Origin of the sequence: Actinomadura sediminis (genome assembly GCF_042675525.1) — a bacterium.
GTDB classification, from domain to species: domain Bacteria; phylum Actinomycetota; class Actinomycetes; order Streptosporangiales; family Streptosporangiaceae; genus Spirillospora; species Spirillospora sediminis.
Map to the genome: position 1 here is coordinate 19,040 of NZ_JBHTJA010000026.1, position 22,236 is coordinate 41,275.

Annotated in this window: 20 protein-coding genes; 10 read left to right on the plus strand and 10 right to left on the minus strand. The window is 74.2% G+C overall.

Translation table 11 applies throughout. The features are described 5' to 3' along the window. Positions 1-45: 45 nt before the first annotated feature. The gene (locus tag ACFQ11_RS15590) at positions 46-3,261 is read right to left on the minus strand and encodes a BTAD domain-containing putative transcriptional regulator (RefSeq protein ID WP_378299034.1); all 3,216 of its coding nucleotides are present in this window, start codon (positions 3,259-3,261) and stop codon (positions 46-48) included. 107 nt (positions 3,262-3,368) lie between these two features. Between ACFQ11_RS15590 and ACFQ11_RS15595 the strand changes: the two genes are divergently transcribed. Together ACFQ11_RS15595 and ACFQ11_RS15600 are read left to right on the plus strand one after the other, a co-directional pair. Continuing rightward, positions 3,369-3,926 carry an NADPH-dependent FMN reductase gene (locus ACFQ11_RS15595; RefSeq protein WP_378299035.1) on the plus strand — a complete coding sequence of 186 codons (558 nt, stop codon included), beginning with the start codon at positions 3,369-3,371 and terminating at the stop codon, positions 3,924-3,926. Positions 3,927-3,934: 8 nt separating this feature from the next. After that, entirely contained in the window at positions 3,935-5,446 is a 1,512-nt protein-coding gene (locus tag ACFQ11_RS15600) for an MFS transporter (protein WP_378299036.1), read from the plus strand. Between the two features lie 61 nt (positions 5,447-5,507). On the opposite strand, the gene ACFQ11_RS15605 is transcribed toward ACFQ11_RS15600, so the two are convergent. Beyond that, on the minus strand, positions 5,508-6,770 hold the full coding sequence (locus tag ACFQ11_RS15605) for an MFS transporter (protein WP_378299037.1): 1,263 nt from the start codon (positions 6,768-6,770) through the stop codon (positions 5,508-5,510). 80 nt (positions 6,771-6,850) lie between these two features. On the opposite strand from ACFQ11_RS15605, the gene ACFQ11_RS15610 reads away from it, so the two are divergent. Continuing rightward, entirely contained in the window at positions 6,851-7,741 is an 891-nt protein-coding gene (locus ACFQ11_RS15610; RefSeq protein WP_378299038.1) for a LysR family transcriptional regulator, read from the plus strand. Positions 7,742-7,765: 24 nt separating this feature from the next. On the opposite strand, the gene ACFQ11_RS15615 is transcribed toward ACFQ11_RS15610, so the two are convergent. Then, positions 7,766-8,431, minus strand: coding sequence for a TetR/AcrR family transcriptional regulator (locus ACFQ11_RS15615; RefSeq protein ID WP_378299039.1), 666 nt, complete (start codon positions 8,429-8,431; stop codon positions 7,766-7,768). Between the two features lie 85 nt (positions 8,432-8,516). Here ACFQ11_RS15615 and ACFQ11_RS15620 point away from each other — a divergent pair, with 85 nt between their 5' ends. After that, positions 8,517-9,257, plus strand: coding sequence for a hypothetical protein (locus ACFQ11_RS15620; RefSeq protein ID WP_378299040.1), 741 nt, complete (start codon positions 8,517-8,519; stop codon positions 9,255-9,257). Positions 9,258-9,334: 77 nt separating this feature from the next. Next, positions 9,335-9,499: a hypothetical protein gene (locus tag ACFQ11_RS15625; protein ID WP_378299041.1), complete on the plus strand. Its 165-nt coding sequence runs from the start codon at positions 9,335-9,337 to the stop codon at positions 9,497-9,499. On the opposite strand, the gene ACFQ11_RS15630 is transcribed toward ACFQ11_RS15625, so the two are convergent. Further along, positions 9,500-10,726 carry a YncE family protein gene (locus tag ACFQ11_RS15630; RefSeq protein ID WP_378299042.1) on the minus strand — a complete coding sequence of 409 codons (1,227 nt, stop codon included), beginning with the start codon at positions 10,724-10,726 and terminating at the stop codon, positions 9,500-9,502. Between the two features lie 121 nt (positions 10,727-10,847). Here ACFQ11_RS15630 and ACFQ11_RS15635 point away from each other — a divergent pair, with 121 nt between their 5' ends. Beyond that, positions 10,848-11,963, plus strand: a complete 1,116-nt coding sequence (locus ACFQ11_RS15635; RefSeq protein ID WP_378299043.1) for a PucR family transcriptional regulator — start codon at positions 10,848-10,850, stop codon at positions 11,961-11,963. Between the two features lie 3 nt (positions 11,964-11,966). Further along, positions 11,967-12,296: a TfoX/Sxy family protein gene (locus ACFQ11_RS15640; protein WP_378299044.1), complete on the plus strand. Its 330-nt coding sequence runs from the start codon at positions 11,967-11,969 to the stop codon at positions 12,294-12,296. 35 nt (positions 12,297-12,331) lie between these two features. On the opposite strand, the gene ACFQ11_RS15645 is transcribed toward ACFQ11_RS15640, so the two are convergent. From ACFQ11_RS15645 to ACFQ11_RS15665, 5 genes are read right to left on the minus strand one after another with little or no spacing between them, the layout of a single operon-like run. Further along, positions 12,332-13,426 carry an acyl-CoA dehydrogenase family protein gene (locus tag ACFQ11_RS15645; protein WP_378299045.1) on the minus strand — a complete coding sequence of 365 codons (1,095 nt, stop codon included), beginning with the start codon at positions 13,424-13,426 and terminating at the stop codon, positions 12,332-12,334. Then, entirely contained in the window at positions 13,417-14,355 is a 939-nt protein-coding gene (locus ACFQ11_RS15650) for a VOC family protein (protein WP_378299046.1), read from the minus strand. Before ACFQ11_RS15650 ends, ACFQ11_RS15645 begins: the two co-directional genes overlap by 10 nt. 9 nt (positions 14,356-14,364) lie before the next feature. Next, positions 14,365-15,129, minus strand: coding sequence for an enoyl-CoA hydratase/isomerase family protein (locus ACFQ11_RS15655; RefSeq protein WP_378299047.1), 765 nt, complete (start codon positions 15,127-15,129; stop codon positions 14,365-14,367). Positions 15,130-15,169: 40 nt separating this feature from the next. After that, on the minus strand, positions 15,170-16,399 hold the full coding sequence (locus ACFQ11_RS15660; RefSeq protein ID WP_378299048.1) for an acyl-CoA dehydrogenase family protein: 1,230 nt from the start codon (positions 16,397-16,399) through the stop codon (positions 15,170-15,172). Beyond that, a complete protein-coding gene (locus tag ACFQ11_RS15665) occupies positions 16,396-17,988 on the minus strand; it encodes an AMP-binding protein (RefSeq protein WP_378299049.1) in 1,593 nt (530 codons plus the stop codon). Before ACFQ11_RS15665 ends, ACFQ11_RS15660 begins: the two co-directional genes overlap by 4 nt. 363 nt (positions 17,989-18,351) lie before the next feature. Here ACFQ11_RS15665 and ACFQ11_RS15670 point away from each other — a divergent pair, with 363 nt between their 5' ends. The 3 genes from ACFQ11_RS15670 to ACFQ11_RS15680 all read left to right on the plus strand — a co-directional run bounded on the left by ACFQ11_RS15670 (position 18,352) and on the right by ACFQ11_RS15680 (position 20,505). Beyond that, entirely contained in the window at positions 18,352-19,281 is a 930-nt protein-coding gene (locus ACFQ11_RS15670; protein WP_378299050.1) for a hypothetical protein, read from the plus strand. A gap of 122 nt (positions 19,282-19,403) precedes the next feature. After that, the gene (locus ACFQ11_RS15675; protein WP_378299051.1) at positions 19,404-19,967 is read left to right on the plus strand and encodes a hypothetical protein; all 564 of its coding nucleotides are present in this window, start codon (positions 19,404-19,406) and stop codon (positions 19,965-19,967) included. A gap of 91 nt (positions 19,968-20,058) precedes the next feature. Continuing rightward, entirely contained in the window at positions 20,059-20,505 is a 447-nt protein-coding gene (locus tag ACFQ11_RS15680) for a hypothetical protein (protein ID WP_378299052.1), read from the plus strand. A gap of 12 nt (positions 20,506-20,517) precedes the next feature. Here the strand turns inward: ACFQ11_RS15680 and ACFQ11_RS15685 are convergent, their stop codons facing one another. Then, entirely contained in the window at positions 20,518-22,110 is a 1,593-nt protein-coding gene (locus ACFQ11_RS15685; protein ID WP_378299053.1) for an FAD-binding oxidoreductase, read from the minus strand. Positions 22,111-22,236 lie beyond the last annotated feature (126 nt).

A 22,236-nucleotide genomic window follows, 5' to 3' on the forward strand; every position in this document is an offset into this window, starting at 1 on the left:
GCATCGCAAAGATGCCGGCCGCCCGCCCCGCGTCCCGGCGGGTGGTCAGACGTCCCGCAGCAGCTCGTCCAGGTCGCCGTCCGCGCCGCCGGCGTGCTCCGCGGCGAACGCCTCCTCGCCGAGGACGTCCCGCAGCCTGGCGCCGACGCGGTCGACGTCGCCGCGCTCGGCGGGGGGCAGGGCCGCGCCCACCCCCGCGCGCAGCGCCGCCGCGGCGGCGGGCGGCCGGACGGCGCCGGGCGCGTCGCCCGCCAGCGACAGGGCGCCCGCCAGTCCCTCGACCGCCAGCGCGACGGCCCGGGGGTCGCCCATCCGCCGTGCGGCGGCCAACCCTTCGAGGTGCAGGACGCGCGCCCGGCCGGCATCGCCGCGCAGCTCGGCGACGAAGCCGAGTTCGGCCAGGATCAGCGCCCGCCCCTGGTCGGCGTCCAGCGTGCGGTTCCACTCCAGCCAGGGAAGCAGGTGCCGCTCGGCGTCGTCGAGACGATGCCGGCGGCGGGCCAGCAGCCCCAGCCCGACCGCCGCGTACTCCTGCCCGCCGACGTCGGACTGCTCGCGCGCCAGGCGCAGCGCCCGCTCGTGCAGCTCCGCCGCCTGCGCGTCGTCGCCCCGCAGCAGCGCGATCCGGCCGAGCCCGGCGAGGTGCTCGGAGACGTCGCTCCACAGTCCGAGGTCCTCGGCGGCGTGGAGCGCGTCGCGATGCAGCCGGGTGGCCTCGTCGTAGTCGCCGTTGATCCCGGCCAGCGCCGCGAGGTGGCCGGAGGCGGCCAGCCGCCCCCACCGGTCGCCCAGTTCCTCGAAGACGCGCAGGCTCTCCGCACCGTCGCGGCGCACCCGTGCCAGGTCGCCGCTGAAGAGCGCATGGACGGCCCGGGTGCTCAGCACGGCCGCCAGCGTCCACGGGTCGTCGGCGGCGCGGGCTCCGGCCATCGCCTCGGCCGCCAGCTCGCGGCTCACCGACAGGTTCCCGAAGTGGACGTGGGCGTGCGCGAGGAACCACGCCGCGCGCGCCCGCGCGGCTTCGGTGCTCCCCGCCGCGGCCATGTCCCGCCACGCCTCGATACCGGTGCCCTCCCGCTTCCCGCCGGTGAACAGGGCCAGCCCGGCGCGCCACGCGGCGGCCTGCGCGCGGGCGGCCGCGTGCTCGTCCCTCTCCGCGGCGGCGGGGACCTCCAGGGCGGTCTCCAGCATCCGGTGCGCCTCCCCGTAGCGGCCGCGCAGGAACCACGGCCAGGACAGCGCGTTGGCCAGCCGCAGGGCCTGCCCGGCGTCGCCGCACTCGGCGGCGGTGGCCAGCGCCCGGCGCAGGTTCGCCGCCTCGGCGTCCAGCCGCAGCAGCAGGCGACGCTGGTCGGGGCCGTGCAGGGACGGCCATGCCCGCTCGGCGAGCGCGGTGTAGTACGCCGCGTGCCGCCGACGCGCCGGCTCCAGGTCGCCGGCCTCGCGCAGCCGCTCGACGCAGTAGGCGGCGACCGACTCCAGCAGCCGGTACCGGGTACCGCCGGGCCCCTCGGCGGCCACGACCAGAGAGCGGTCGACGAGCCGGGCGAGCACGTCGAGGACGTCGGGTCCGGCGGCGGGATCGTCCTCGCCGCAGACGACGGTCGCCGCGTCGAGCGTGCAGCTGTCCGGATGCACCGCCAGCCTGCGCAGCACCGTGCGCTCCGGACCGTCCAGCAGATCCCAGCTCCAGTCGATCACCGCGCGAAGCGTGCGCTGCCGGGCCGGCGCGTCGCGGCGGCCGCCGCCGCCGAGGACCCGGAAGCGGTCGTCCATCCGCCGCGCCAGCTCCCCCACCCCCAGCGCCCGTACCCGCGCGGCCGCGAGCTCCAGCGCCAGCGGGAGCCCGTCGAGCCTGCGGCAGACGGTCGCGACGGCCTCGGCGTTGCGGGCGTCCAGGGCGAACCCGGGCGCCGCGTCGGCCGCCCGGCCGACGAACAGCCGCACCGCCGCGGAGCGCCGCAGCGCGGCGGGGTCGGCCGTGCCGGGGGCGGGGACCGGCAGCGGCCGCACGGCGTGCACGGCCTCGCCGGACACCGCGAGCGGCTCCCGGCAGGTCGCCAGGACGCGCAGCCCGGCGGCGTCCCGCAGCAGCCGCCCTACCAGCGTCGCGGCGGCGTCGACGAGACGCTCGCAGTTGTCCAGGACGAGCAGCAGGTTCCGGCCGCGCAGGGCCGCGGCGAGCCGCTCGACCGGGTCGCCGGTCCCGGCCGCGCCCTCCCGGATCTCCAGGGTCGCCGCGACGGAATCGGCCAGGTCCGGCACGCCGCCGCAAGAGCCGACCTCGACGAGCCAGACGCCGTCGGGGTGGGCGCCGGCCGCCCCGGCCGCCACCGCCAGGGCGAGCGACGTCTTGCCGACCCCGCCCGGCCCCGTCAGCGTCACCAGCCGTGACCGGTCAAGACGCTCCCGGACCTCCTCCACGTCCCGCTCGCGCCCCACCAGCTCGCTCGGCACCGCGGGCAGGTTGGTGCGGGGGTGCGCGGCCGACGTGGCGGGCGGCGCGCTCCCGGCCAGCTCGGGCGCCTGCTCCAGGATCGCCTGGTGGACGGCGGCCAGTTCGGGGCCCGGGTCGAGTGCGAGTTCGTCGGCGAGCCGGGTGCGGTAGTCGGCGTATCGGGCCAGGGCGTCGCTTTGGCGGCCCGCGCGGAAGAGCGCCCGCAGGTGGGCGGCCCGCAGCCGCTCCCGCCAGGGGTGCGCGGCCACCAGGTCCGCCAGTTCCCCGGCCAGGATGCCGTGCTCGCCGAGGTCCAGACGCGCCTCCGCCTGCTCCTCCAGCGCCGTGAGCCGCTGCTCCTCCAGCGCGGCGGCGGCGGTGCGGGCGAAGGCGTCGTCCGCGAAGTCGGCGAACGCGGGACCGCGCCACAGCGCCAGCGCGTCCGACAGCAGGGCGGCCCTGGTCCGGGTGTCGGCGCTCGCCCGCGCCCGGGCCAGCAGCGCGGCGAACCGCCCGGCGTCCACGGCCTCGGGCTCGACCGCCAGCAGGTATCCCCCGGCCTCGAACCGCACCAGCCCTTTCGCTCCCGGCTCGGCCCGCTCCAGCACCCGCCTGAGCTGGGAGACCTTGGTCTGCAGCGTGTTCACGGGGTTGCCCGGCGGGCGGCCCGCCCACAGGTCGTCGGCCAGCCGGTCGGCCGGCACCGCGTGCCCCGGCCGGACCAGCACGGCGGCCAGCAGCGCCCGGACCTTCAGCTCGGGAACGCGGACCCGCGTCCCCTCGTCCGTCCACACGGCCAGCGGACCGAGCACCCCGAAACGCATGATCCAACGCTAACCCGGCGGACCCCCAGCCGACCCCCAGCGTTCCGTGCGCGGTCTTGGCGAGTGTGGAGCCGCACCGGCAAGGAGCCCGGCAAGGAGGTGGCCCGATGAACACGTCACCGGTGCGGGTGGCGGCGCTGATGAGCAGCACCCAGCTCGGTCCGTGCGGACGAGCGATGGCCGCATGGCTCGCCGACCGGGCCGGCGGCCGCGGCGACATCGCCCTGGACCTCATCGACCTGGCCGAGGCCCGCCTTCCCGACGCCAGGCCCGCCGAGACCGGCGAGCGTCCCGCCGCCGTGGCCGACCTGGCGCCGTGGCTGGCCTCCGCCGACGCGTTCGTGCTGATCCTCGCCGAATGCAACCGCGGCCTGCCCGCCTCGCTGAAGAACACCCTCGACTGGTACCGGCGGGAGTGGGCCGCCAAACCGGTGGCGTTCGTCTCCCACGACGCCACCACCGGGGGGCTGCTCGCGGTCGAGCAACTCCGCCTCGTCCTGGCCGGGCTGGAGGCGCTGACACTGCGCGACGGCGTCAGCCTCCACACGCCCGGCCCCGACTTCGCCTCCGCGAGCGCGACAGCCGACGCGATGCTCGACCGCCTCGTGTGCTGGGGACGCGCCCTGCGCCTCGCCCGAACCGCCGCCACCACCAGCGAAAGGTGAACGACCCCATGTCCGCGAACCCCAAGGCGGGCCCCAAGGAATGGCTGGGCCTGGCCGTCCTGGCGCTACCGACCCTGCTCCTTTCCCTGGACATCACCGTCCTGCACCTGGGCGTACCGCATATCAGCGCCGCCCTGGACCCCAGCGGCACCGAACTCCTCTGGATCATCGACGTCTACGGATTCATGATCGCCGGGTTCCTGGTCACCATGGGCAACCTCGGCGACCGGATCGGCCGCCGCAGGCTCCTGACGGCCGGCGCCGCCGCCTTCGGCGCCGCCTCGGCCCTCGCCGCCTACGCACCCGGCCCCGAACTGCTGATCGCCGCCCGGACCGTCATGGGCATCGCCGGCGCCACCCTGATGCCCTCGACCCTCTCCCTGATCAGCAGCATGTTCCGCGACCCCCGCGAACGCGGCATGGCCATCGGCGTGTGGGCCACCATGTTCTCCGCCGGCGTCGCCCTGGGCCCCGTCCTGGGCGGAGTGCTGCTGGACAACTTCTGGTGGGGCTCGGTCTTCCTGCTCGGCGTCCCCATCATGGTGCTCCTGCTGGCCGCCGCGCCCGTGCTGCTGCCCGAATTCCGCGACCCCGGCGGCGGCCCCCTCGACCTGCCCAGCGTCGCCCTGTCACTGACCGCCATGCTCCCCATCACCTACGGCATCAAGGAACTGCCCGCACACGGATTCTCCGCCGCACCCGCCGCGGCGATCCTGGTCGGCATCGCGGCGGGCGTGCTGTTCGTCCGCAGGCAGCGGATCCTGGAGCACCCGCTGCTGGACCTGCGCCTGTTCGCCGCCCCCGCCTTCCGCGGCGCCCTGGTCGTCCTGCTGGTCAGCACCGGCGCCGTCGGCGGCATCTACCTCTTCATCACCCAGTACCTGCAGCTCGTGGCCGGCCAGTCGCCGCTGCGGGCCGGGCTCTGGCTGCTGCCCGCGGCCGGCGCCCTGGTCGTCTCCTCGCTCACCGCACCGCTCATCGCCCGCCGCGTCGGCGCCGGACGCACCGTCGCCGCCTCACTGGCCGTCTCCACCCTCGGCTACCTCCTGCTCGCCCAGGTCGACGACGGCATCGGCCTGCTGGTCACCGGATTCGTCCTGGTCTACCTCGGCGTCGGCCCCACCATGGCCCTCGGCACCGACCTGGTCGTCGGCGCGGCACCCCCGGAGAAGGCCGGGGCCGCCTCGGCCGTCAGCGAGACCAGCACCGAACTCGGCGTCGCCCTCGGCGTGGCCGTCCTGGGCAGCATCGGCACCGCGATCTACCGTCGCGCCACCGACGGCGAACACGAGACCCTCGCCGAAGCCGTCACCGCGGCCGGCGAGCTCCCCGGCCGAGCCGCCGCCACCGTACTCGGCGACGCCACCGCCGCCTTCACCGGCGGCCTCAACGTCACCGCATGGATCGGAGCGGCACTCATGGCCGGGCTGGTCGTCCTGGCCGCCACCACCCTGCGGAGCCCTGCACAGCCCGAGACCGAGGAGGCGCCCTCGAAGGAGGGGGAGGCCATGCCCGCCTGAGCATCGCGGACGCTCGGGGAACCGGGCGGGCCCAGGCCGGTCGCACCGGCCCGGGCCCGCCCTATGACCGCCCGCGCCCCGTTCCGGGTGCGGGCTCTCCCCGTACCGCGGCCTCACGGCGGGCGTCGGAGAGGGCGACGGGCGCGAGGGCTGCGATCAGGACCGCGGCGGCGGCGAAGGCGCCGTTCATGTCCAGGACCAGGGCGGTCCAGCCGACTGCCACCGCGCCGATCCCGGTGCCCGCGTCGTAAGCGAGGTTCCAGGCAGTGCTGGCGGCGCCGGCTCCGGGCGCTCCGGCGCGGCGGAACATCACGACCAGCGTGTCGTTCTGCAGCACGCCGAACCCCAGGCCGTACACGATCGCAGCGGCCAGCGCGACGGCGAAACCGCCCGGCCCCAACCCCGCGGCGACGGCGAACCCGCCCATGCCGAGGGCACACGCCGCCGTGCCGGGCACGAGCAGCCGGCCCGCGCCCGAACGGTCGCTCCACATGCCCGCGGCCCAGCGTCCCGCCATCGCCGTGGCCGAGACCGCGAACAGCGCGGCCGGAGCGGTGGCGGCGTCGTCGAAGGTGAGCGGGAGGAACGTGGTGATGCCGCCGAGCGCGCAGGCGGCGGCGATGAGCGCGGTGAACGGGCCCGCCAGCGGACGGAGCCGGGACGTGCCGGTAGCGGCGCCCGAGGTCCCCCCGGGACTCCCCCGCTCGCGCCCCACCCGCTCGCCCCGCCGTCCCGTCATCGCCGCCACCAAGGGGAAGGCGAGCAGGCTCGCGGCCCCGGCAACGGTGAACACGGAAGCGAAACCGAACTCGCCGGCCGCCCAGACACCGAGCGGCAGGAAGACCACCTGGGGAAGGCCGACGGCGATGCCGTACCACCCGACGGCCCTGCCGCGATGCGACACGGCGACGAGTTCGGCCACGAGCGCGCTCCCCGCCACCGCCACCATGCCGAAGCCGACGCCCCGGACCGCCGACACCGCCAGGACCCAGCCGAGAGAGGAGGAGAGAAGGTAGGCGAACGTCGGGGCGCCGAGCAGCAGCGCCCCGGCCCCCAGGATCGCCCGGAGGCGGAACCTGCGCAGGAGCCAGGGCATGCACAGCTGGACGGCGGCGGTCGTCCCCATCGTCACCCCGGTCGCGGCTCCCGCCCCTCCGTTCCCGGCTCCGCCCTCGGCCGACCACAGCGGCACGACCGAGAGCAGCGGGGCGTAATTGGCGAACGTGCCGAGCGTCGCGGCGAGCAGCAGCAGGAAGTCGCGCCCGCCCAAGCCCGTGGACGCGTGTCCGGCCTTCTGCGGACGCTGAGACGTGGGGGCAGCCATGGCTCTGTTTGTAGCCCGCGCGAATCGATCGCGTCCAACGAAGGGTTTTGATCCATTCGATCAATGTTTACGATCGCTCCATGGAGCTGAAGCAGCTGACCACCTTCCTGGCCGTGGCGCGCCGCCTGAGCTTCACCCAGGCCGCTCAGGAGCTGGGATATGTGCAGTCCGCCGTCACCGCCCAGATCAAGTCGCTCGAAACCGACCTCGGCGTGCCGCTGTTCGAACGGCTGGGCCGGCGGATCGCCCTGACCGACGCCGGGACCGAGTTGCGCAGGCACGCACAGTTCCTCGTCGGGTACGCCGAAGAGGTGCGGCAGGCGGTGCACGAGGCGAACGGGGACCCCCGCCGGTACCGCGGCACACTGCGCATCGCGGCCCCCGAGAGCCTGTGCGCCCATCACCTGCCCGCGGTGCTCCGGGCACTGCAGGACCGCTTCCCCCTGCTCCGCGTGGTCTTCGGACCGGCGGGCAGGACCGCTCTGCTGAACGCCCTCGATGAGGGGACGCTGGACGCCGGGTTCCTCCTGGAGGAGAGCGTGCACCATCCGATGGCCCTGGCCGAGCGGATGGCCGAGGAAACGCTCGTCCTCGTCTCGCACCCCGGGCACCGGCTCGCCGAGCGCGAGCAGGTGCCCACGGCCGAGCTGGCCGGCGAGACGCTGCTCCTGATCGAGCGGGGCTGCGCCCAACGGGACGTGACGGAGCGCGAGCTGAGACGCGCGGGGATCCATCCGCTCCGCATGGAGTTCGTCAGCGTGGAGGCTCTCAAGAGATGCGCCGCCGGGGGGCTCGGCCTGGCCGTGCTGCCCGCCTCCGCCGTCGCCGACGAGGTCGAACGCGGGGAGGTCGCCGTCCTGCCGTGGACGTGCGAGCCTGCCCTCGGCGTCTACCTCGTGCGGCACAAGGATCGTCGCACGACGGCCGTCCTGGACGAACTGACGGCTCTCACCCGCGCCCACTGGACCTGACCGGCGGCAGGCTCCCCGCCCCTTCTAGGCGGGCTCCCCCGTGGTGAGGAGGCCCGCCGACCACAGCAGCCGGACGTGCTCGATCAGCGGCGGGCCGAGGGCGAGCAGCGCGTCCGCGTCCTGTTCGGCGACCGGAGGGGTCACCATCGCGCTCGTCGCCGCGACGATCGTCCGGCAGGCGAACCGGGCGGGCTCGTCCGCGGCGCCCACCAGATCGGCGAGCGCACCGGCGATGATCTCCTGCGTGCGGGCGCGGCGGTCGATCGCCTCGGGGCCGGCCGCGTAGACCTCGACGAGGAACAGCCGCGCGTAGGGCAGTTCGGCGGCGAGCGCCCGCAGGTACGCGCCGATCACGCGCTCGCACATGTCGAGGCGGTCGGCGGACGTGCCGGGGGTCGCGGCGCCCCGGGCGACGCCGACGTCGGCGGACAGCCGCTCCAGCAGGAGCTCGCCCGCGCCCGCGAACGCGGCCATGAAACAGTCGATCTTGGAGTCGAACAGCTCGTAGAAGCTCTGCCGCGACACGGTGGCCCGCTGCAGCACGTCCGCGACGGACGTGTCGACGTACCCCTTCTCTGCCATCACCTCGGCCATCGCCCGGCACAGCCGGGCCCGCTGGATCCGCCGCACCTCCTCGCGCGCCAGCGCGTGGCGGCCGCGGGGCAGGCGGCGGGACTGCGGTTCGGGCACCCGCCCACGATAGAACGTCGCGGCCCCGGAGAGAACGGCCCCGGCCCGGACGGGTGGGCGGCCCGAGCCGGGGCAAGTCCGGGGCATGGCGGGCTGGTTCACTCGGGAGATCGTCGACACCGGACGGCTGCGCATGTTCGTGTTCCTGCTGGCGTTCATCGCGGCGTTCCTGTTCATCCGGTTCAGCGTGCGGATGATCCGGGCGGGGGTGCGGTGGTGGCCGGGGAACGTCACGCCGGGCGGCCACCACATCCACCACGTGGTGTTCGGGCTGGTGTTCATGTGCGTGGGCGGCGCAGGCGGGCTCCTGGTGGCGGACGGCACGTCGGCGGCGGCCGCGGCGCTCGCGGGCGTCTTCGGGGTCGGTACCGCGCTCGTGCTGGACGAGTTCGCGCTCGTGCTGCACCTGAAGGACGTCTACTGGACGCGGCAGGGGCAGCTGTCGGTCGAGGTGGTGTTCATCGCGATCGCGCTGTGCGGGCTGGCGCTGCTGGGGTTGCGCCCGCTGGGAATCGGGGACGAGCCCGACGAGGGCGAGGCCGCGTGGGCGGTCGCGCTGACGCTGCTGTTCAACCTGTCCGTCGCGCTGGTCACCCTGGTCAAGGGCAAGGTGTGGACGGGACTGATCGGCCTGTTCGTCGGCCTGGTGGCGATCGTCGGCGCGATCCGGCTGGCGCGCCCGGACTCGCCGTGGGCGCGCCACCGCTACGGGGAGCGCAAGCTCGCGCGGGCCGCCGCCCGCGACGCCCGGCTGCGGGGACCCGTCCAGCGCTGGGCCACCGCGCTCGCCGACCTGATCGCGGGCCGCCCGTCGCCCCCCTCCTGACCGGCGCGCCCCGGCCGACTCGCCGACGCGGCCCGAGCATCTGGCCACCCACGGCAACCCACCAGGTGCGGCGGCGGGTGGTCGACGCCGCCCGGCCCGCGCCGGACGCGGTGATCGCGCTGGTGCGGGGCTGGGCGGCGTCGGACCCGGCGCGGCGGGGCGTCCGGGACGCGGTCGTGCTCGGGTCGGTGCGGTCGTGGTGGCGGCGGCTGATGTGGCGGGTCGTGCTCCAGTGGAGGTGATCAGTTCGTCGGGGGGGTCCAGTCGGCGGGGATGTGGGCGAGGCGGACGCGCTGGGGGTGGTCGCCGACGGGGACGGAGGCGATCTTCTCGCCGGTGGCGAAGCTGATCGCGGTGACCTGGTCGGTGCCGCTCTCGGAGATGACGCAGGACTTCCCGTCGCCGCTGACGGTGGCCCAGTAGGGCTTGGACGCCGTGACGAGCGGGCCTTCGCGGAGGGTGGCGCGGTCGACGATCGTGGCGTAGTCGTCCATCGTGCCGGCGATGCAGAGCTTCGAGCCGTCGGGGCTCATCGACATGCCGTGGTGGCGGGAGTCGTTGACGAACGTGGTGCGGTCGTCGCTGGTCGCGGGGTTCTTCGGGAGTTCCTTGACGCGGGTGATCGTGTCGGTGGCGACGTCGTACTCGAGGAAGCCGTTGAAGAACGACACCTGGAAGTACAGCTTCGACTCGTCGGGGGTGAACGCGACGGGGCGGACGGCGTCGGAGAGGTCCTTGCGGCCGAAGGCGTCGAGGCGGTCGCGCATGTCGATGGTGCGGACGACCTCGAAGGTGGTGGTGTCGACGACGGTGATGCGGCGGTCGCCCTTCGTCCAGTCGAGCCACGGGGCGTCGAGGTCGTTGTTGACCTCGCCGATCGACATGTTCCAGAGGTACCGGCCGTTCTGCGTGTAGACGTTCTCGTGCGGTTTGTCGCCCGTGGGGAACGAGCCGACCTCCTCGCCGGTCCGGATGTCGAGGACGTGCACGGTGTTGGACGTCGAGGCGGAGACGGCGACGCGTTCGCCGTCGGGCGAGACGGCCATGTGGTCGGCGCGGTAGCCGGAGACGGGGAAGCGCCAGTTGACGTCGCCGGTCCCGAGGTCGATGGAGACGACGTCGGCGAAGCTGGGGCGGGACACGACCATGGACCGGCCGTCCGGGGTGGAGTACATGTCGTCGACGTACTGGTCGTGGCCCTCGCCGACGGTCTCGCGGATACCGAGGAAGAACGCGAGCCGGACCGGGTTCAGGTAGATCTCCCGGAGGCGTTCCTTCTTGTCGGGGACGACGTTGATGCGGCCGATGGCCGCGAAGTCGCCGCGGGCTTCGATGACGTGGGCGGTGCCGTCCCAGTTGTTGCCGACGAACATCACCTCGCGGAGCGGGTCCGCGTGGGCGGGGGCGGTGGTGAGGGTGGCGGTGAGGGCCGCGGCGGCGAGGCCGCAGCTGATCGTCCGGGGCTTCATGGCCGCTCCTCGCGGTGTTACTTTTCGGTAGCCGATAGGTAAGCAAGCGCCCGACCGGTCCCGCTAGGGGGCGGCGGACAACACGGTGCATGTTGGTTGGAACCGGCCCACAACCCCGGCGGTGAGCGTGCGCGAGGACTTCGCTTCGGTGCTGCGCGGGATGGCGACGGACGCGGGCGTGATCGACGAGGTCGTCCGGGCGGCGCGGAGCCAGTCGCCGCCGGTGGCGCGGCTGCCGGAGGCGGAGACGCGGCGCCACGTCGCGCTGGTGCTGCCGGTGGTGCTGGCGCGGGAGGGCGACCTCGCGGCGGCGGCGCGGCTGGGCGCGGACCGGGCGGCGCAGGGGGTGCCGATCACGGCGCTGCTGCACGGGGTGCAGGCGGGACGGAGCCGCGCGGCGCAGATCGCGGTGGTGCGGGGACGGGCGGCGGGCGTGCCGGAGCAGGTGATGCTGGCGGCGCTGCTGGAGCTGGAGCCGCGCGTCGGGGCGCTGGAGCGGGCGGTGGTGAACGGGTACCGGACGGCCGAGCTGGAGCTGGCGCGGACGGCGCGGGACGTCCGGTTCCAGGTGCTGCGGCGGCTGCTGCACGGCGAGGCCCCGGCGGACGAGGACGTCCTGCAGGCGGGGCTGCGGCCGGACGGGCTGTTCCGGTGCGTGACGTCGAACGTCGCCGATCCGGTGCAGGCGCGCGCGGTGGAGCGGCGGCTGGCGGTGTGCGGCGGTGTGTTCGGGCTGGTGGACGGGCGGTTGGCGGGGCTCGCGCCGCGGCGGCCGGACGAGCTGGGCGGGGACGTGCTGGTGGTGTGCGCGCCGCCGGCACGCCTCGACGAGATGGGCGAGATGTACGCCTTGTGCGGGTCCGCGCTGGGGGCGGCGGAGGCGCGGGGGCTGCGCGGGCTGCGGGAGCTGACGGACCTGGCCGGGGAGACGGCGCTGGCGGCGCAGCCCGCGCTGGCGGGCCTGCTGAGCCGGACGCTGCTGGGCCCGCTGAGCCCGGACGACCCGTTCCACCGGGAGCTCGCGGCGACCGCGCTGGCGTACCTGGACCACGAGCGCCGGCTGGACCGGACGGCCGCGGCGCTGCACGTCCATCCGAACACCGTCCGGTACCGGCTGGGGCGGCTGGAGGAGATCGTCGGCGCGTCGCCGGGCACGGAGGGGACGGTGCTCGACACGCTGCGCTGGTGGTGGGCGCTGCATACTTGGCTGGAACCGGCCGCGCTGCGAGGAGGGTGACGGGTGGCCCACGACGAGGACGTCGCGAACCGGGTGCGGGAGGCGCTGGCGGACGAGCGCGACGTGCGCGAGGTGCGCATGTTCGGCGGCTTGGCGTTCATGGTGCGCGGGAAGATGGCGGCGACGGCGAACGCCGGCGGCCGGCTCATGGTCCGCTGCGATCCGGACCGGGCGGACGAGCTGCTGGAACGGCCGGGCGCGTCGTGGCCGGAGATGCGGGGCAAGCGGATGGCCAAGGGCTGGATCGTGGTCGACGCCGCCGTGGACGACGACTTCGGCCTCTGGATGCGGGAGGCCCTGGCGTACAACCGGAGGACGACCGGGGGCGGGTGAGGGCCCCGGCCGGGGGTCCGGCCGGGGCCCGCGGGTCATGCGCCGGGGACGTCCAGTTCGGTCGCGAGCCGGTCCAGGTGCAGGGTCGCGTCGCCGTAGGCGAGGGCGGACGACATGGCGTGCCGGGAGAACAGGTGCAGATCGTGCTCCCGGGTGAAGCCGATCGCGCCGTGCACCTGGTGGCCGAGCGCGCACACCCGTTCGTACGCCTCGCTCACCCACGCCTTGGCCGTCGCGACCTCCCGGGACGCCTCCCGGCCCACGGCGAGCCTCCATATCGCCTCGTAGGCGATGAACCGGGAGCCGAGGACGTCGATGGCCATGTCGGAACAGTGGTGCTGAACCGCCTGGAACGTCCCGATGGGGCGGCCGAACTGGTGCCGCTCCCCCGCGTACGCGACCGTCATGTCGAGCACCCGCTGCGCGGCGCCGACCATCTCCGCGCACGTCGCCGCCGCGCCGAACAGCGAGATCGCGTCCGCGGCGGCCCGGCCGCCGCCGAGGACGTCCGCCGCCGGGACGCGGACGCCCGCGAGCTCGACGTGGCACGGACGGTCGAGGCCGAGCGTCCCCGCCGGGTGCGGGGTCACGGCGGACGCGTCGATCATGAACGCGCGGGGTTCGCCGTCCAGGCGCGCCACGACGAGGATGTTCTCGGCGGTCGCGGCGAACGGGACGAACGTCGCGAGGCCGTCGAGGACGTACCCGGATCCGTCGGGCCGCGCGGACGGTCCCTCGCCGGGGCGGTCCCACGGGAGGGGCGCGGCGGTCGCGACGCGCCCGGCGGCGATCGCGCCGAGCCACCGTTCGCGCTGCGCCGGGGTGCCGAACCGGGCGATCGGCATGCCGCACGCGGCGACGGACGCGGCGAGCGGGCTCGGGACGAGCGCGTACCCGAGCTCCTCGAACAGCAGGCAGGCGTCGAGGAAGTCGCCGCCCGCGCCGCCGGCGTCCTCGGGGAACGGCAGGCCGGTCCACCCGAGTCCGGTCAGCTCCTTCCACAGATCCGCCGAGTGCCCGGCCGGGTCGCCGTCCATCGCCCGCGCCCCGGCGGTCGCGCCGCGGGCGGCCAGGAGCCCGCGGGCGGTCGCGGCGATGAGCTCCTGGTCCCCGGTGCGGGTCAGGTCCATGGCGGGATCTTGTCGGAGCGGACCCACACGCCCGGCCGTTCCTCCCAGAAGAGCTGGACGAGGACGCCGCCGGTGTGCTTCGGGTGGATGAACGCGTCCCGCCAGGCGGCGCCGTCGGTCGCGCCCTCGTTCTCGCCGAACGTGGGCGTGTCGCGGCGGCGGCAGGCGTCCATGGCGCGGTCCCAGTCGGCGACCTCGAACGTGACGTGGTGGGCGGCGGCGCCGTTGCGGTCCCAGAACCGTTCGATGAACGAGTCCTCGCCGCGCGGCATGATCACCTCCCAGCAGATCGTGGAGCCGGGGATGTTGAGGACGAGGTCGGCCATGTCGGGGTGCTCGTCGTCGGCGGTCCGCCACACCTGGACGAACCCGGCGAGGTCGCGGTACCAGCGGGCGAGCTCGTCGCGGTCGGGGAACGCCTGGCAGACGTGGTCGAGCGCGACGACGCCGAGGGACGGGCCGTCCGGTTCGTCCCACGGTCCGGTGCCGGCGTCCGGGGTGTCGCCGCACATGGCGAGGCCGCCGGGGCCGCGGAGCCGCCACAGCACGCCGGGTCCGCGTTCGGGCGGGCTGAGGGACGCCTCGAACCAGCGGCCGCGTTCGCCGGCGGTCGGCTTGATGCCGCGCACCTCGAGTTCGGCGCGGGCCGCCTCCAGGTCGGGGACCTCGGCGCCGACGTGGTGCAGGCCGGGGCGTCCGCCGTGGTCGTCGAGGAACGCCTGCAGGGCGGAGCCGTCCCCGGCGGGTGCCACGACCTCCCACGCTTGACCGTGGCTGCCGGGGATCTCTAGGCGGGCGCCGCGTGCGCCCTCGGCGGGGTTGTCCCAGGTGCGCACGCGCCGGAAACCGAAGAGGCCCTCTAGGAGCGCCACTTGGGCGTCGAGGTCGGTGGTCACCTGCGCGACGTGGTCGATCCGGTAGATCTGCACGGGTGCCTCCTAGCTCGGGTGGGGTTCGATCCAGTCGTAGCCGTTGGTGACGAGTTCCTTGACGAGACGCAGGTTGTAGCGGTTCATCGCCGCGATGCGCCGCGCCAGCTCGCCGACCCGCTCGCCGAACTCGGCGGCCGGGTACACGTCGTTGACGAGCCCGAGCCGCAGGGCGCGCTCGGCGTCGATGCGGGCGCCGGTGAACAGCAGTTCCTTCGCGCGGGCCTTGCCGATCCGTTCCGGGAGCCGCTTCACGCCGCCCCAGCCGGGCGCCGAACCGCCGTACTCGGGCTGGTCGGGGTCGCCGTCCTCGGTCATCTTCGGCCGGTACGGGGGCCGCGCCGACAGGGTGATCTCGACCAGGCCGACCTTCGCGTCGTCGGACGCGACGATGAAGTCCGCGGCGAGCGCCAGTTCGAGGCCGCCGCCGACCGCGTAGCCGTGCACGGCCGCGACGACCGGGACGGACGTGCGCTCCATCATCGCGAACGTCTTCTCGCCGAGCCGTCCCTGCTCGACCCGTTCGCGCGGGGTCAGCTTCTCGGACCAGGCGAGGTCCATCCCGGCGCAGAACGCGCGGTCGCCCGCGCCGCGCAGGACGACGACGCACACGTCCTCGTCGTCGTCGACGCGGGTGAAGACGTCCCGCAGCTCGTGCATCGTCGTGGGGGTGAGCGCGTTGAGCTTGTCGGGACGGTTCAGGGTCAGCCAGGCCACCCGTTCGTCGAGCCTCAGGTCGATGGTCTCGTAGTCGCCGTATCCGGTGTCCGGCATGCGCTTCTCGCTCCTCCTGGTAGAGACGGCCGGTGGGGGGTCAGCGGGGCAGGTTCAGGCCCCGGGTGGCGATGACGTTCCGCTGGATCTCGGTGGTGCCGCCGAGGAAAGTGGACGCCACCGAGTCCCGGACCATGTGGGTCCAGTAGGCGTTCATGGGTGCGTCGTCGCGTTCCCAGAGGTCGGCGTAACGTCCGAACGCGCGCGCGCCGGTGCGCGCGAGACGCTGGTGGAGTTCCGCGCCGAAGAGCTGGTTGACGGACGCTTCGTAACCCGGTTCCTCGCCCGTGGCCTGACGCGACACGGTGTAGCGCGCGAGGTTGTACAGCACCCGGATCTCGGTGTGGCGGCGGGCGATCTCCCGGCGGAGGTCCGCGTCCGCGCGGGCGAACCGGGCGCCGTCCCGCGACCGCAGGTACGCCACCAGCCCGGCGAGCGCCTGCTCGTACTTGATCGTCGCGCCGATCCCGGCCCGTTCGAAGCCGAGCGCGGTCATCGCGACGTACCAGCCGCGGTTCTCCTCGCCGACACGGTTCGCGACCGGCACCCGGACGCCGTCGAAGAAGATCTCGCAGAACGGCGCGGCGCCCCGCAGGTCGGTGATGGGACGGATCGTCACGCCCGGCGCGTCCGCCTCGACCAGCAGGAACGTGATGCCGCGGTGGCGGGGCTCGGCGTCGGGGTCGGTGCGGACGAGGACGAACAGCCAGTCGGCGTACTGTCCGAGCGACGTCCACACCTTCTGCCCGTCCACCACGTACACGTCGCCGTCCCGCACCGCGCGGGTGCGCAGGGACGCGAGGTCGGATCCGGAGCCGGGCTCGGAGAACCCCTGCGCCCACGTCGCCTCACCGCGCGCGATGGGCGGCAGGTGCGTCGCCTTCTGCTCGTCCGTCCCGTGCACCAGGAGCGTGGGGCCGAGGAGGAACGCGCCGATGCCGTTCACGGTCGGGACGCGCGCGCGCATCATCTCCTCGTGCAGGATGAACTCCTCCATGGGAGACAGGCCCGCACCCCCGAATTCGGACGGCCAGTGCGGCGCGATCCATCCGCGTTCCGCGAGCGCGCGCGCCCACGCGCGCGCGCCGTCCCGCCTTACCGGGTCCTCGGATACTCGGTCGACGGGCCAGTTGTAGCCGGCGACGTCCTCGGGTTCGAGGCTCTGCTCCTCGTCCCGCGCGGGCTTGTACCCGGCGGGGAACTTCTCCCGGACGAACGCTCGCACCTCTTCGCGGAACGCGGCCTGCTGCGGTGTGTCGTCCCAGTTCACCGGCCGTCCGCCTCCCGGTCCCACGTGGTGGGGGTGATGCCGCCCTCGCCCTGGGCGCGCAACTTGTACTTGGCGACCTTGTCGGTCGGGGTGCGCGGCAGGGCGTCCACGAACTCGACGTAGCGGGGGACCATCGCGCGCGGCAGCCGCTCCTCGCAGTACGCGATCAGTTCGGCCGGGTCGAGGCCGAGGTCCGGCTGCACCACGACCGAGACCTTGATGTCCTCGTCCTCCAGTTCGGAGGGCACGCCGATCGCGGCGCACTCCAGCACCGCCGGATGATCGTTGATCTCGCACTCCAGGTCGAAGGCCGAGATGTTCTCGCCGCGCCGGCGGATGGCGTCCTTCATCCGGTCGAGGAAGAAGAAATAGCCATCCTCGTCACGCCATACCCGGTCTCCGGTGTGAAACCACATATTCCGGAAACAATGGGTCGTCGCCTCCCATGCGCCGTAGTAACCGGTCGTGAGGACGAACGGCTGCTTCGGCCGCAGCACCAGCTCGCCCGGTTCGCCCGGGCCGACCTCCCGGTCCTGCTCGTCCACGACCGCGACGTGGAACCGCTCCTCGTGCGCCGTGCCGCACGAGCCCGTCCGCCACTCCCCGTACGGGCTGCCCGTCGCGATGCCCGCCTCGGTGCTCGTGTACGTCTCGACCGACCGGACGCCGAACCGCTCGCGCAGCGGCTCGTCCAGGTTCGACTTGCCCATGTAGAACGTCTCGAGCCGGTGGTCGCGGTCGCGGGGCGACGGCGGCCGGTTCAGCAGGATCGGGATCATCGAGAACACGCTCATGCACACCTGCGCGTCGAACCGGCGCACGTCGTCCCAGAACCGGGACGCGCTGAACTTCTCCACGATCGCGATGGACCCGCCGCCGAGGAGCGCCGACAGCATCCCGTCCCACAGCGCCGCCGCGTGGAACAGGGGCAGCGGGCAGTAGATCGTCTTGCCCCACCGGTCGAGGAAGTCGAGCGAGTCGTAGGCGCAGGTCAGCGCGAGCGCGTGCGGCACCATCGCGCCCTTCGACGGGCCCGTGGTGCCCGACGTGTACATGATCGCCTGCAGGTCGCCGAACCCGACCGGGACGCGCACCGGGCCGTCGCCGTCGTCCGGCAGGGCCGTCAGCTCGCGCGCCGGTTTGCCGAGCCGGTCGAGGAGGACCCCGGCCCCGGCGGCGTCCCGGACGAGCACGCCCGCGAGCTTCGGGAGCCGATCGGCCAGCTCGGGGAGCCGCTCGGCGTACGGGCCGTCGATGATCAGCCAGCGGGAGTCGGAGCTGGTCAGCACGTGCCGGAGCAGCTCACCCCGGTAGCCGATGTTGACCGGCACGGCGACCGCGCCGAGCCGGGCCAGCGCGAACACGAGGGGGACGAAGTCGGGACAGTTCGGCAGCATCAGCGCGACGTGGTCGCCGCGCTCGACGCCGGCGCCGGACAGCGCCCGCGCCATCCGGTCGGCGGACGCGTCGACCTCGCCGTAGCTGAGGTCGCCGTCCCGGAATCTGAGAAAGGTCTGCCTGCGGTGAATCTGCGCCTGCGACCGGAGAACGTCGCCGAGGACGAAGCTCTCCAGCGTCTCCTTGCGCATCCGGGCCTCCGCTGTCGCTCGGGGGGCATGCGTGGTGGCGGGGTGCTGCGGAAGTGGGTGGCCGGCGGTCGAATCGAGATCATCCACGATCTGGACAGTGCGCTAAATATCGGAACATAGAACGCCATATACGGCAACAGTGTCCAAAACGGAACAAAATGGTCCCCTGGGACTCCAGGTGACAGTGCGACCGCGACGACTTCCAGGGCGGGAATTTCGGACCGTCCGAAATTGGCGATCTCTCCCAGCCCTTCACATGCCGGGCCGGAGAGGGCGCGCGAGCCGGTGTTCCCGGCACCCGAACCTTTAGGCAGACACCGGCGTCTATATGAGCATGGTCTCCCTGACGGACGAGGAGTCGTGATGCGAACACCGCGCCGCGTTGCGGGGCTCCTGGCCACCGCTCCCCTGGCCGCGCTCCTGACGGTCGCCGTGCCCTCGCAGGCGGCGGCCGCCCCCGATCACGAAACGCTGTGCCCCGGCCCGGTGGCCGAGTTGAAGGCGGTGCAGCAGCGCATCCGCGCCCACAACGCCCGCCCCAACAGAAGCACCAGCGCCTCGTACGTCGCCGCCTACAACGCCGAGGCGGCGACGCTGCGAGCCGACCAGAACCGCGCCATCTCCCGGCTCATGGCCTGCGAGCGGGCGCTCGACCGGGCGCAGGCGAAGCATCCGCGCAGCGAATTCATGACGCCCACGGCGGAAACGCTCACCAAGATCGACCGAGTTCTCAAGAACATCACCACCGAAGAGAAGAACGCCGTCCAGCGCTGGAACGCCAAAACCTACGAGTTCCCCAGGTACGGGAAGGACGGGCACGGGAAGAACAAGAAAGGCATGACCAAACGGGTGGACATGCGCCCGCCCAAGCTCCCACCGTCGGTCCAGAACCTCTACTCGGTGATCGACGACAACCGGCCCAAGTTCCCGCCGACCACCTACCTACAGGGCGTCCGGGCGCCCAGCATCGGCTCGCCCGACAACGCCTATCCCGCTTCGCGGAACGTGCGGATCCAGGGCGTGGCGATGGACCACATCGTGCCGCTCCGCCGGCTCGTCGCCCTGCCGGGCTTCCTGCGACTCACCCCGCACAACATGTACGTCGTCGCGCACTCGCCGGTGAACGCGCAATGGCTCTCGAAGAAGTCGAACGGGTCGAAAGGCTCGGGAAGCGCGGCCCTCACCGGCGGCACCACCGCGGCATGGCGGCAGCAACAGGCGCGGATCCGCCAGGAGGCGGAAGAGGACCTCAAGGAACTCATCAAAGACCTGCTCAAGAGCCAGGGGAGCTGAGCCGGATGCAGAACGAGGCCGGAAACCCGAACCGGCAGCCCCCGAACCAGCCGCCCCCGAACCGGCCGGTCTCCAACCAGATGCCCCCGAACGCACCGCCCCCGAACGCGCCAACGCCGAACGTGCCAACGCCGAACGTGCCGCTCCCGTCCGGGCCGCCCCCGTCCGGGCCGCGGCCGTCCGCACCGCCGCCCTTCCCGCCGCAGGGTCCCCCGCCGCAGCGGTTCGCCCCGCAGCGGGTCCCGCCGCCCTTCCCGTCCCGGAACGGCAAGGGCCGCACGGCGCGCTTCCGGACGGTCGCGGCCGTCGCGGCGGTCTCGACGCTGGCGGTCCTCTCCGGCGCCGCCTACGGCGTCTACCGCTGGACCCACCGGGACGAGGCGCGGGTCCACGCGACGGTCGAGAGGTTCGCGCACGCGGTCGACCGCGAGGACATGGTGACCACGCTCGGTCTGCTGTGCGACGAGGAGGCGCGGAGCCTCATCGAGTCCGGCGTCCCCGAGAAGGAGCGGGGAGGGGACGGGAGCGCGGAACGGCCCGTCGAGACCTCCGACGTCCGGATCATCGGGGACCTGGCCGAGGTGCGCCTGACGCGCCCGTCCCAGGAGCCCGCGACCCTGTACCTGCGGAAGGAGGGCGGGAGCTGGAAGATGTGCGATCCCGAGCGCGACCGCTGGCCCGGATAGCCGCGCTTCCGGTGGTTTTCTGGTAGACCCGGACATCGGACGCCCGCCCGGCCGGGACGTCCGTTCGGTGGCGGGCGACGCAGGGAGTGCCATGGGCGGGACGGCGACGGCCGGAGCGATCGCGGGAGCGATCGGTGTCGCGGTGATCTGCGTGGGGACGGGGTCGTTCCTGGAGACCCGGACGTTCACCCGTATCGAGTGCACGTCCGTCGCGGTGAAGGGCGGAAGCGTCCGGCACTGCACGGGCGAGAGCGAGGAGCAGGCGCGGGCGAACGACGCGGCCCGGCGGGACGGCGCCCGGGCCGCGCTGCGCGCCCACCGCGACGGCGTTCCGGCCGCCGAGCCGCGGCGGCGCACCCGGCTGATGTTCGTCGATCGCGACGGGCGGCGGGTCCCGCAGCGGGTCACCGCGTCGCAGATGGGCGGCCGGTGGGTGGCGCACTCCGACGCGCTGGTCGGCTTCGGCCTGCTGCTGGCGATCCCCGGGGGCGCCGTCGTCCTGTGGGGCGGGTGGCGGGTGCTGCGCGGAGGCGAGTGATCCGGGTGCCCGTCAGCGGCCGTCCGGGGTGAGGAGGACGCCGGGGTTGAGGACGCCCGCCGGGTCGAGCGCCGCCTTGGCCGCGCGGAGGGCCAGGGCGAACGGCTCGGGGCGCTGCCGGTCGTACCAGGGGCGGTGGTCGCGGCCGACCGCGTGGTGGTGGGTGATCGTGCCGCCGTGCGCCGCGAGGGCCGCCGAGACCGCCGCCTTGATCTCGTCCCACTGCTCGACCGTCCGGCCCCACGCGCCGGCCGCGTAGACGCCGAAGTACGGGGCCGGGCCGTCCGGGTAGACGTGCGTGAACCTGCAGGTCACGACGCCGGTCGCGCCGACGGACGCGAGCGCCTGCCCGGCGGCGTCGCGGACGGCGTCGCGGAGCGCGGCGAAGCGGTCCCAGGTGCAGGCGGTCTCGAACGTCTCCACGATCATCGACCGGGCCGCCAGCGCGTCCCGCCGGTAGGGCATCCGCAGGAACGCCGACCGCCACGTCCCGGCGGTCCCGGAGGTCGTGCCGCGCGTGACGCCGTCCGGGACCCGGCCCCCGTGGTCGCGGCAGATCTCCACGGCCCGCTCCATCGGCGCGTCGACCGGGTGGTCGGCGGACTCGAAAGAGAGGACCAGGACGCCGCCGGGCGCGTCCGAGCCCGCGTTGAGCAGCGCCTCGGCCGGGTCGAGCAGCCGGCAGTTCGCCGGGAAGAGACCGGACTGCGCGATCACGCGGGTCGCGGTGACGGCCGCGGCGTGGTCGTCGAACTCGACGGCCGCGCCGGTGCGCCACCGGGGACGCTCGCGGAGCCGCATCCACGCCTCGGTGATGACGCCGAGGGCGCCCTCCGAGCCGAGGAACATGCGGTCGGGCGACGGTCCCGCGCCCGACCCGGGGACCCGCAGCGACTCGCCGACCCCGGACGGCGTGACGACCCGCATCGACTGGACCAGGTCGTCGATGTGCGTGTAGACGGTCGCGAAGTGGCCGCCCGCGCGGGTGGCGAGCCAGCCGCCGAGCGTCGAGAACTCGAACGACTGCGGGAAGTGCCGCAGCGTCAGGCCGTCCCGGCGCAGTTCCCGTTCCAGCGCGGGCCCCAGGATCCCGGCCTGGACGCGCGCCGCGCGGCTCGTGGTGTCGACCTCGAGCACGCGCCCGAGCGCGGTGAGGTCGAGGGAGACGACGCCGGGGTAGGCGTCCAGGTCGCGGGGCTCGACGCCGCCGACCACGGAGGTGCCGCCGCCGAACGGGATGACCGCGACGCCGGCGCCGGCGGCCCAGTCGAGGACGTCCACGACGTCCTGCTCGGTGCGCGGGCGCAGCACGAGATCGACGTAGCGGTCGAGGCGGCCGAGCAGGCACCGGACCACGTCGCGGAACGCCTGCCCGTGGCTGTGCGCCGCCCGGTCCGCCGGCGCGCCGGACGCCAGGTGCTCCAGCGCCCGCGGCACGCGCACCCGCGGCGGGGGGACGCCGAGGTCGGCGACCGCGGGCGGCCGGTGCGTGGTCAGGTCGGCGTCCGGCAGCAGCGCGGCCACCCGTTCGGTGAGCTCCCGCGCCTCCCGGCCCGTCACCGCGGCCGCCGCGTCGCCCCAGCCCCACCACGACCGCTCCGCCATCGCCCGTCCTCCTCGTGCCGCGTCGCGGAGCACACTGCCGTGGCGCGGCCGGGGTATCAAGGGGCCCGCGTCCTCACTGCGCGCGTCGGCGGGAACGGGCGTGCCGTGCGGCCGCGCCGCAGCATC

Excerpts from the sequence above, each read along its gene's own strand:
- ACFQ11_RS15655 (WP_378299047.1), bottom strand. The coding sequence starts at position 15,129 with ATGCCGGACACCGGATACGGCGACTACGAGACCATCGACCTGAGGCTC.
- ACFQ11_RS15590 (WP_378299034.1), bottom strand. The coding sequence starts at position 3,261 with ATGCGTTTCGGGGTGCTCGGTCCGCTGGCCGTGTGGACGGACGAGGGG.
- ACFQ11_RS15645 (WP_378299045.1), bottom strand. The coding sequence starts at position 13,426 with ATGGACCTGACCCGCACCGGGGACCAGGAGCTCATCGCCGCGACCGCC.
- ACFQ11_RS15685 (WP_378299053.1), bottom strand. The coding sequence starts at position 22,110 with ATGGCGGAGCGGTCGTGGTGGGGCTGGGGCGACGCGGCGGCCGCGGTG.
- ACFQ11_RS15595 (WP_378299035.1), top strand. The coding sequence starts at position 3,369 with ATGAACACGTCACCGGTGCGGGTGGCGGCGCTGATGAGCAGCACCCAG.
- ACFQ11_RS15670 (WP_378299050.1), top strand. The coding sequence starts at position 18,352 with ATGCGAACACCGCGCCGCGTTGCGGGGCTCCTGGCCACCGCTCCCCTG.
- ACFQ11_RS15610 (WP_378299038.1), top strand. The coding sequence starts at position 6,851 with ATGGAGCTGAAGCAGCTGACCACCTTCCTGGCCGTGGCGCGCCGCCTG.
- ACFQ11_RS15630 (WP_378299042.1), bottom strand. The coding sequence starts at position 10,726 with ATGAAGCCCCGGACGATCAGCTGCGGCCTCGCCGCCGCGGCCCTCACC.
- ACFQ11_RS15605 (WP_378299037.1), bottom strand. The coding sequence starts at position 6,770 with ATGGCTGCCCCCACGTCTCAGCGTCCGCAGAAGGCCGGACACGCGTCC.
- ACFQ11_RS15600 (WP_378299036.1), top strand. The coding sequence starts at position 3,935 with ATGTCCGCGAACCCCAAGGCGGGCCCCAAGGAATGGCTGGGCCTGGCC.
- ACFQ11_RS15680 (WP_378299052.1), top strand. The coding sequence starts at position 20,059 with ATGGGCGGGACGGCGACGGCCGGAGCGATCGCGGGAGCGATCGGTGTC.
- ACFQ11_RS15620 (WP_378299040.1), top strand. The coding sequence starts at position 8,517 with ATGGCGGGCTGGTTCACTCGGGAGATCGTCGACACCGGACGGCTGCGC.
- ACFQ11_RS15665 (WP_378299049.1), bottom strand. The coding sequence starts at position 17,988 with ATGCGCAAGGAGACGCTGGAGAGCTTCGTCCTCGGCGACGTTCTCCGG.